Source organism: Streptomyces synnematoformans, from assembly GCF_039531005.1.
Taxonomy (GTDB): Bacteria; Actinomycetota; Actinomycetes; order Streptomycetales; family Streptomycetaceae; genus Streptomyces; species Streptomyces synnematoformans.
The window spans coordinates 1-8,337 of record NZ_BAAAPF010000302.1; the positions used below are offsets into that span (position 1 = coordinate 1).

10 protein-coding genes are annotated in these 8,337 nt (G+C 76.7%); 8 read left to right on the forward strand and 2 right to left on the reverse strand.

The window, feature by feature from the left end:
* On the forward strand, positions 1 to 821 hold an 821-nt coding region (locus ABD317_RS29830), incomplete at its 5' end, for a sensor histidine kinase (RefSeq protein WP_344293803.1).
* Positions 818 to 1,483: a response regulator gene (locus tag ABD317_RS29835; protein WP_027752396.1), complete on the forward strand. Its 666-nt coding sequence runs from the start codon at positions 818 to 820 to the stop codon at positions 1,481 to 1,483. The genes ABD317_RS29830 and ABD317_RS29835, both read left to right, overlap by 4 nt.
* Positions 1,484 to 1,534: 51 nt before the next feature.
* On the opposite strand, the gene ABD317_RS29840 is transcribed toward ABD317_RS29835, so the two are convergent.
* Together ABD317_RS29840 and ABD317_RS29845 are read right to left on the reverse strand one after the other, a co-directional pair.
* The gene (locus ABD317_RS29840) at positions 1,535 to 2,203 is read right to left on the reverse strand and encodes a response regulator (RefSeq protein ID WP_027752395.1); all 669 of its coding nucleotides are present in this window, start codon (positions 2,201 to 2,203) and stop codon (positions 1,535 to 1,537) included.
* A 458-nt stretch (positions 2,204 to 2,661) separates the two neighbouring features.
* Positions 2,662 to 3,783: an FAD-dependent oxidoreductase gene (locus ABD317_RS29845; protein WP_344293805.1), complete on the reverse strand. Its 1,122-nt coding sequence runs from the start codon at positions 3,781 to 3,783 to the stop codon at positions 2,662 to 2,664.
* Positions 3,784 to 3,904: 121 nt separating this feature from the next.
* Between ABD317_RS29845 and ABD317_RS29850 the strand changes: the two genes are divergently transcribed.
* Genes ABD317_RS29850 through ABD317_RS29875 form a run of 6 tightly spaced genes read left to right on the forward strand, consistent with a single transcriptional unit; the run spans position 3,905 to position 7,920 of the window.
* The gene (locus ABD317_RS29850) at positions 3,905 to 4,213 is read left to right on the forward strand and encodes a hypothetical protein (RefSeq protein ID WP_344293807.1); all 309 of its coding nucleotides are present in this window, start codon (positions 3,905 to 3,907) and stop codon (positions 4,211 to 4,213) included.
* Complete coding sequence (locus tag ABD317_RS29855) at positions 4,210 to 4,599, forward strand: helix-turn-helix domain-containing protein (protein ID WP_344293809.1); 390 nt, start codon at positions 4,210 to 4,212, stop codon at positions 4,597 to 4,599. The genes ABD317_RS29850 and ABD317_RS29855 overlap by 4 nt, the downstream gene beginning before the upstream one ends.
* A 55-nt stretch (positions 4,600 to 4,654) precedes the next feature.
* Positions 4,655 to 5,197, forward strand: coding sequence for a 2-oxo-4-hydroxy-4-carboxy-5-ureidoimidazoline decarboxylase (gene uraD / locus ABD317_RS29860; RefSeq protein ID WP_344293812.1), 543 nt, complete (start codon positions 4,655 to 4,657; stop codon positions 5,195 to 5,197).
* The gene (gene uraH / locus ABD317_RS29865) at positions 5,194 to 5,580 is read left to right on the forward strand and encodes a hydroxyisourate hydrolase (protein ID WP_344293814.1); all 387 of its coding nucleotides are present in this window, start codon (positions 5,194 to 5,196) and stop codon (positions 5,578 to 5,580) included. Before uraD ends, uraH begins: the two co-directional genes overlap by 4 nt.
* 3 nt (positions 5,581 to 5,583) lie before the next feature.
* Positions 5,584 to 6,525 (forward strand): factor-independent urate hydroxylase, encoded by a 942-nt coding sequence (gene pucL / locus ABD317_RS29870; protein WP_344293816.1) that lies wholly within the window; start codon positions 5,584 to 5,586, stop codon positions 6,523 to 6,525.
* An 18-nt stretch (positions 6,526 to 6,543) separates the two neighbouring features.
* Positions 6,544 to 7,920, forward strand: coding sequence for an 8-oxoguanine deaminase (locus tag ABD317_RS29875; RefSeq protein WP_344293818.1), 1,377 nt, complete (start codon positions 6,544 to 6,546; stop codon positions 7,918 to 7,920).
* The last annotated feature ends 417 nt before the right edge of the window (positions 7,921 to 8,337 follow it).

The following is an 8,337-nucleotide window of genomic DNA, read 5'->3' on the forward strand; positions in this document are numbered from 1 at the left end:
CGGCGGCCGCCTGCCGCGCCCGGGCCGGGGTGCCCGCACCCCCGGCGGTGCGCCGGCCCCTGGTCCACCAGGGCGAGGTCTACGGGGTGTTCGGCTGCCACGCGCCGCCGCCCGGCTGCGGCCTCGACACGTACGTGGACCAACTGGCCCCGATGGTGGCCGCGCTGGTGCTGGGCGAGGAGCTGCGCCACCGCGGCGACCAGGTCGTCGCCGCCCGGGAGGCCGAGCGGCACCGGCTCAGCCGCGACCTGCACGACGGCATCGGCGGCAACCTCGCCAGCATCCGGCTCAGGCTGGAGACGGCGGCGGAGCTGCTCGCGGGCGGGTCCGCGGCCCGCCGGCTCGTCGCCGACGCCGCCCGCACGGCCGCCGGCCTGGGCGCCGAGATCCGCTCGGTCATCGACGACCTGCGGCCCCCCGACCTGGCCGAGGCCGGGCTCGCCGGCGCGCTCGTCCGGCTCGCCGCCCGCCACGACGGCACGGGCACCGAGGTGCGGGCCCGGGTGCCGCGGCGGCTCGGCGCGCTGCACCCGGCGGTGGCGGTCGCCGCGTACCGCATCGCCGCCGAGGGGCTGACCAACGCGCTGCGGCACGCCGCGGCCCGTACCGTCCTGCTCGGGGCGTGGACCTCGGCCACGGCGCTGCGCCTCGACATCGCCGACGACGGCACCGGCCGGCCGCCGCGGCGCCCGCTGGGCCTGGGCATCGACTCCATGGTGCGGCGGGCGGAGGAGGTGGGCGGCACGCTGCGGATCCTGCCGCGGACGGACCTGCCGCACGGGACGCTGGTGCGCGCGGTGCTGCCGGGAGGGCCGGCGTGAGCGCGGTGCGGGTGTACATCGTCGACGACCACCCGGTGTTCCGGGACGGGGTGCGGGTGGCGCTGGAGAACGTGCCGGACCTGGAGATCGCGGGCGAGTCGGGGGCCGGCGAGGAGGCGCTGACGGCGCTGGCGGAGCCGGACGCGCGGGTCGACGTGGTGCTGATGGACCTCCATCTGCCGGGCTGCTCGGGGGTGGAGGCGACGCGGCAGCTGAACTCCCCGTGCCGGAGCGGCTCGCCGCCGCCGCGGGTGCTGGTGATGTCGGCGTCGGTGGAGGACGACGCGGTGGTCGCGGCGCTGCGCGCGGGGGCGTACGGGTATCTGGACAAGGGCGCGTCGCGGGCGGAGTTGCTGGGCGCGGTGCGGTGCGTGGCGGCGGGCGGCGCGGTGTTCAGCCCGGCGGTGGCGGAGCGGCTGAGCCGGTACTTCTCGGCGCTGCACACGGTGCCGGCGGGGCGGGCGTTCCCGCAGCTGACGCAGCGGGAGCGGGAGGTTCTCGACCTGATCGCGCGCAGCTACAACAACCGGCGGATCGCGCGGGAGCTGGTGCTGTCGGAGAAGACCGTGCGCAACCACATCTCGAACATCTTCACGAAGCTCGGGGTGCAGGACCGGATCGCGGCCATGCTGCGGGCGCGGGAGGCGGGGCTGGGGGAGTAGGGGGAGCAGGGGGCCGGCGGGCCCGGGGCGCGGTCCGGCCCCGGGCGGGGGTCACCGGCGGGACGGGGTGACCAGGCCCGTTTCGTAGGCGGTGATGACCAGTTGGATACGGTCCCGGGCGTCCAGCTTCGTCAGCAGGTGGCTCACGTGCGACTTCACCGTCGGCAGGCTCAGCCCCAGCCGGTCGGCGATCTCCCCGTTCGCCAGCCCGCGGGCCACCAGCACCAGCACCTCCTGCTCCCGCACCGTCACCCGCGTCAGATCCCGCGGCAGGTCCGGCAGCGGCTCCGGCAGCCGGCTGAAGTGCCGGATCAGCCGCTGCGTCACCGACGGCGCCAGCAGCGCCTGCCCGCGGGCCACCACGCGGATCGCGCGCAGCAGTTCCGCCGGCGGGGTGTCCTTCAGCAGGAAGCCGCTCGCGCCGGCGCGCAGCGCCCCGTACACGTACTCGTCGAGGTCGAACATCGTCAGGATCAGCACCCGCACCCCGGCCGTCGCCGGGGAACCGCAGATCTGCCGGGTCGCCTCGATGCCGTCGACCTCGGGCATCCGCACGTCCATCAGCACCACGTCCGGCAGCTCCGCCGCCGCCAGCGCGACCGCCTCCGCCCCGCTCGCCGCCTCGCCCACCACGCTCAGCCCGGGTGCCGTCTCGACCAGCACCCGGAAGCTCCCGCGCAGCAGCGCCTGGTCGTCGGCGACCACGACTCGGATCGACATGTGTTACCCGCCCCAGTCCCCGGCCCCTGCGGGCGTGACGATACCGGCGGTGCGTCACCGGTTCGTCACGGGGGGTGCAACTCCGGCCAAGGGTGGGTCCCGCGGCCCGCCGGACGGCCCGGCGCGATCCGCGGGATCCGCGCTGGGTGGGGCCCTTCCCCCGCCACGCGAAACGGGGGAAGGGCCCCGCACGGCCGGCGAGTCCCGCGGGCCGCGCGCCGTCTCTTCACCGGCGTGCGGGCCACCGCGGAGGCCGGGGCGGGGACGGGAGCCGGTGCGAGGCCCAGTCGCACCGCTCGCCGCGCCCGCCGCCCTGCGGCCCCTCGCGACCGTGCGGCCCGGTGCCGACCTCCGGGCCGTCCTTCCCGGCGCCCCGCCCCCGGTGCGGGGCGCCGGACTCGTGCTCCGCCGCCGGTGTGTGCGCGACGCGGTCGGCTTGCTGCGCAACCGCCGGGTGGTCAGCCCGGCAGGTGCTCCTCGATGTCGTAGACCTGCGCCCAGGAGACGTCCGGCACGGCGGCCGGCCGGAACGCGTTCGCGCGCGAGCCGAGCTGCACCCGGGCGGTGTGCGGCAGCCGCAGCGCCTCGTACCGGCGCAGCGCCTGGGCCGGGGTGCGGGCGGTGGCCAGGTGGTGGGCGAGGGCCACCGCGTCCTCCAGGCACTGGCTGACGCCCTGCCCGTGGTACGGCAGCATCGGGTGCGCGGCGTCGCCGAGGAGCGTGACGCGGCCGCTGCCCCAGCGCTTCAGCGGGGCGTGGTCGTACGGCGTCCAGGACCGCACGCCGCCCGCCGCGGCCGTGATCGCCTTGACGTCCGGCGCCCAGCCGCCGAACTCCGCCGCCAGCGTGGCCGTCCCGCCCCGCCCCGGGAGCGGCCGGGCGGTACGGCCCGCGGACGGCACCACGGCGACGAAGCCGAGCTGCTCGCCCTGCGACACCGGCGCGCCCACCACGCGGGCCTCCGGGCCGAGCCACACCGTCACCCGGTCGCGGGGCAGCCCCGGCACGTCGTCGGCCTGCAGCGCGCCGCTGTAGGCGGTGGCGCCGTGGTAGACCCGGCGCGGGGTGCCGATCAGCCGGGAGCGCACGAGCGAGCGCACACCGTCGGCGCCCACCAGCACGTCGGCCGTCGCGCCGCCCCCGTCCGCGAACTCCAGCGCCACGCCGTCCGCCGACTCCGTGAAGCCGCTCAGCCGCCGGCCCAGCCGGATGCGTTCCTGCGGCAGCCGGGCGAGGAGCAGGTCGTACAGCTCGTCGGCGAGCAGCGTGCAGTAGGGGGCGGTGCAGTCGCCCGGGTCCGGTCTGCCGAGCGGCTGCCGCCAGGCCAGCGAGCCGTCGCTCCACTCGCGGAACTCCACCGCGACCGGCTGCACCGCGAGCGCGAGCAGCTCCGCGCCCAGGCCCCAGCGCTGCAGGATGCGGCTGCCGTTGGGCGCGAGGTGCAGCGCCGTCTCGTCCTCCGGCAGCCGGGGCCGCTGTTCGTAGACGGCGACCTCCAGGCCCGCCCGGGCGAGCGCCGCCGCGGCGGCGAGCCCGCCGAGCCCGGCCCCGCAGACGGCCACCCGCAGGGGTCGTGTCATGTGTCACCTCCCGGAATCACGCGGCTACGCTAGGCAACCCGCTGTCCCGGGCACCTGGGAGCGTCGCCCCGGCGCCGCCCGGCCGGGGCGGGGCCGCGGCCCGCGCACGTATGCTGCTCGGATGCGACTCAGGGTGGAGTTCACGACCGAGCCGTTCGACCTGGAGGAGCCGCCGCCGCACGCGGTGGCGGCCCGCGACCTGGTGGAGTCGGCGGGTCTGGACGCCGTGGACGTCGGCCCGTTCGGGAACAGCGCGGAGGGCGGCGCGGAGGCCGTGCTCGGTGCCGTGGACGAGTTGCTGCGCCGGTCGCTGGTGTCCGGGGCCACCCGTATCTCGCTGCAGGTCAGCGTCGTCGGCGACGCGCCGGCCGGGCGGGAGGAGCCGGAAGGGCCGGAGGGGCCGGAGGGGCCGGGGGAGGGGAGCGCATGACGGAGCCCGCGGACCACCCCTTCGTGGACGCGGTCAGGCCGCTGGTGGACGCCCTGGGCGGGCAACTGGTCGCGCCGGAGGCGGCGGAGGGCGACGACGTCGTGCTGTCCTGGGAGGGTCGCGAGGTGCTGGCGGTGCGGCTGCCGCACCTGGCGGACTCGCTGGACCACATGCTCGCGGAGCTGGAGCGCCGGCACGGGGTGCCGCTCGCGCGGCTCGACCGCAGGACGAAGCAGCAGGTCGTACGGGTCCTGGAGACCCGCGGCGCGTTCGCCGTGCGGCACGGGGTGGAGACGGTGGCCGGCGCGCTGGGCGTCAGCAGGTTCACCATCTACAACTACCTGAACCGGGAGGCCCGGCCGGGTCCGCCGCCGGGGGACGGCTGACGCGGAAATTCAACAAACTGTTGACGATGTGCTCCGGGGCTCCTAGCTTGCCGCTGTGACCTCCCGCGTTCCGCCGGGCCTCGCCCGGCTCAACTCCGCCGGTGACCAGGCCGCCCGCACCCTGCTGCGCGAGGTGTGCGCGGCCGGCCCCTGGGCCGCGGCCGTCGCCGCCGCCCGGCCGTACGCGGACGCGGCGCGGCTCTACGCCGCCGCCGACGCCGCCCTCGCCGCCCTCGACGACGCCGGCCTCCGCGAGGCGATGGCCGGGCACCCGCCCATCGGCCGGCCGCGGCCGGGCGACCCCGCCTCGGCACGCGAGCAGCGCGGCATGGCGGACGCCCCGGAGGCGCTCCGGGCGGAGGTGCTGGAGCTGACCCTCGCGTACCAGGAGCGCTTCGGGCACGTCTTCCTGATCTGCGCGACCGGCCTCGGCGCCGAGCAGCTGCGGGACGCGCTGCGCGAGCGGATCGGCAACGCGCCGGAGGAGGAGCGGCGGATCGCGCGCCGCGAGCTGGGCAAGATCAACCGGATCCGCCTGACCCGCCTCGTCGAAGGAGGCGGCGAAGCAGACGCCGAACGAGAAGGAGCCCGCCCATGAGCGCCGCTGCCGCGACCGTCTCCACGCACATCCTGGACACCAGCCTCGGCCGCCCCGCGGCCGGGGTCGCCGTCGAACTCTCCGTCAGCGGCGACGGCACCGGCGGCTGGACCGCCCACGGCGCCTCCGCCACCGACGCCGACGGCCGCGTCCGGGACCTCCCCGCGCTGCCGGCCGGCACCGGCCGCGTACGGCTGGTCTTCGCCACGGGCCCGTACCTCGGCGGACCGGCGGCCGGGAGTGGGCAGGACGCCCCGGGGTACCCGGACGGCGGCGCGTTCTTCCCGGAGGTGGCGGTCGTCTTCGCCGTACGCGGCGGCGAGCACTACCACGTCCCGCTGCTGCTCACCCCGTTCGGCTATTCCGTCTACCGAGGGAGCTAGCAGATGGCAGACCGTCCCGAGCCCGCCCGCGCCGCCCGTACCGCGGTGCTCGGGCCGAACCAGTACGGCAAGGCCGAGACCCGCGTCCTGAAGGTCACCCGCGACGGCGCCGTCCACCACGTCCGCGACCTCAACGTCTCCGTCGCCCTCTCCGGCGACATGGACGAGGCCCACTACTCCGGCTCCAACGCCCACGTGCTCCCGACCGACACCGCCAAGAACACGGTCTACGCCTTCGCCCGCGAGCACGGCATCGACTCCCCCGAGGCGTTCGCCGTCCGCCTCGCCCGGCACTTCACGGACAGCCGGGAGGCGATCCGCCGCGCCCGCGTCCGCGTCGAGGAGTACGCCTGGGAGCGGATCGACGTATCTTCCCCCGCCCGGCACTCCTTCGCCCGCCGCGGCCGGGAGACCCGCGTCGCGCAGGTCACCCGCGACGGCGAGGGCTTCGAGGTGCTGGGCGGGCTGACGGACCTGGTCGTCATGAACACCACCGACTCGGAGTTCCGGGGCTACGCCAAGGACGCGTACACCACCCTGCAGGAGGACGGCGACCGCATCCTCGCCACCGAGGTCTCCGCCCGGTGGCGCTACGGCTGGACCGGCGCGGCCGGCGCGGAGCCGCCGGCCTGGGACGCGTCGTACGAGCAGGCCGTGCGGCACCTGCTCACCGCCTTCGCCGACACCTACTCGCACTCGCTGCAGCAGACCCTCTACGCGATGGGCGCGCGGGTCGTGGAACACCGCCCGGAGATCGAGGAGATCCGCTTCTCCCTCCCCAACAAGCACCACTTCCGCGTCGACCTGGAGTCCTTCGGGCTGACGAACGACGCGGCCGACGGCGCCGTCTACTTCGCCGCCGACCGCCCGTACGGCCTCATCGAGGCGACCGTCCTGCGCCCCGGTGCGGACGCCCGCATCCCCGACGACACGACCACCCGCTGACCGGAAGCCGAGGCACCCATGGCAGCACGGCGCACCGTCGTCGAGAACTGCGCGATCGCCACCGTCGACGCCGACGGCACGGAGCACGCCTCCGGGCACGTCGTCGTCGCGGACGACCGGATCGAGTCGGTGGGCCCCGGCCCGGCGCCGGCCGGGCTCCACGGCGTGGTGCGCAGGATCGACGCCGCCGGCCACCTGGCCACACCCGGACTCGTCAACACCCACCACCACTGCTACCAGTGGCTCACCCGCGGACTCGCCCAGGACGCCAACCTCTTCGACTGGCTCGTCGCCCTCTACCCCACCTGGGCGCGCATCGACGAGCCGATGTGCCACGCGGCGGCGCAGGGCTCGCTGGCGATGCTCGCGCGCGGCGGCGTGACCACCGCCACGGACCACCACTACGTCTACCCCCGCGGCGCGGGCGACCTCTCCGGCGCCATCGTCCGCGCCGCCCGCGAGACGGGCGTCCGCTTCACCTTCGCCCGCGGCTCGATGGACCTCGGCGAGCGGGACGGCGGCCTGCCGCCGGACTTCGCCGTCGAGACGCTGGACGGCGCCCTGGCGGGCACCGAGGCGGTCATCGACGCCCACCACGACCCCGCGTACGACTCGATGGTGCAGGTCGCCGCGGCCCCCTGCTCGCCGTTCTCCATCTCCACCGAACTGCTGCGCCAGGGCGCGGAGCTGGGCCGCCGCAAGGGTGTGCGGCTGCACACCCACGGCAGCGAGACGGTGGAGGAGGAGAAGTTCTGCCACGAGCGGTTCGGCACGGGGCCGACCCGCTACTTCGAGTCCACCGGCTGGCTCGGCGACGACGTGTGGATGGCCCACTGCGTGCACATGTCCGACGCCGACATAGCCGCCTTCGCCCGCACGCGCACGGGCGTCGCCCACTGCCCCTCGTCCAACGCCCGCCTCGGCGCGGGCATCGCCCGCGTCCCCGACATGCTGGCGGCGGGCGTCCCGGTCGGCCTAGGCGTCGACGGCACGGCCTCCAACGAGTCCGGCGAACTGCACACGGAGCTGCGCAACGCCCTGCTGGTCAACCGCCTGGGCCCGCACCGCGAGAAGGCCCTCACGACCCGCCAGGCACTACGCCTCGCCACGCACGGCGGCGCGCAGGTCCTCGGCCGCGCGGACGCGATCGGCTCGCTGGAGCCGGGCAAGCTGGCGGACCTGGTGCTGTGGAGGCTCGACGGCCTGGCCCATGCGTCGATAGCGGACCCGGTCGCGGCGCTGGTGCTGGGCGCGCCGGCACCGGTGACGCTGTCGCTGGTCGGCGGGAAGCCGGTGGTGGAGGAGGGCAGGCTGGTGACGGTGGACGAGGAGTCGGTGGCACGGTCGACGAGAGCGCAGGCCCGCCGGCTGGCCCGCTTGGCGGCAGAGGGCTGAGAGGGGCCCGGGGCCCGGGGGCGGAGCCCCGAGGGGGCGGCGGGCCCTGCCCACGCCGGGGACCCGGGGCGCAGCCCGGCGGGCCCTGCCCACGCCGGAGGGCCGGCGCAGCCCCGGCCTGGGCCGGGTTGGCCCCTGCCCTGGCCGGGGGCCTGGGACCGGAGCCCGCGTGGGGGTCCGGGACGGGCCTGAGTGGGTGGCTGGTCCTGCTCACGCCGGGGTTCGGGGCGGAGCCCCGAGGGGTTCGGGGCGGAGCCCCGAGGGGGTTCGGGGGCGGAGCCCTCGGCCGGGCCCGGTGGGCCAAGCCCGTTGCCCGTGGGGGTCCGGGGGCGGGAGCCCTTGCGGGGTTCGGGGCGGAGCCCCGGGGGTCTCGGGGGCGGAGCCCTCGGCCGGGGCGGGCCGAGCCTGCTTCTCGGG

What these genes read in the sequence shown, in the direction of transcription:
- ABD317_RS29850 (WP_344293807.1), top strand. Translation starts at nt 3,905, where the DNA reads ATGCGACTCAGGGTGGAGTTCACGACCGAGCCGTTCGACCTGGAGGAG.
- uraH (WP_344293814.1), top strand. Translation starts at nt 5,194, where the DNA reads ATGAGCGCCGCTGCCGCGACCGTCTCCACGCACATCCTGGACACCAGC.
- ABD317_RS29855 (WP_344293809.1), top strand. Translation starts at nt 4,210, where the DNA reads ATGACGGAGCCCGCGGACCACCCCTTCGTGGACGCGGTCAGGCCGCTG.
- pucL (WP_344293816.1), top strand. Translation starts at nt 5,584, where the DNA reads ATGGCAGACCGTCCCGAGCCCGCCCGCGCCGCCCGTACCGCGGTGCTC.
- ABD317_RS29840 (WP_027752395.1), bottom strand. Translation starts at nt 2,203, where the DNA reads ATGTCGATCCGAGTCGTGGTCGCCGACGACCAGGCGCTGCTGCGCGGG.
- ABD317_RS29845 (WP_344293805.1), bottom strand. Translation starts at nt 3,783, where the DNA reads ATGACACGACCCCTGCGGGTGGCCGTCTGCGGGGCCGGGCTCGGCGGG.
- ABD317_RS29875 (WP_344293818.1), top strand. Translation starts at nt 6,544, where the DNA reads ATGGCAGCACGGCGCACCGTCGTCGAGAACTGCGCGATCGCCACCGTC.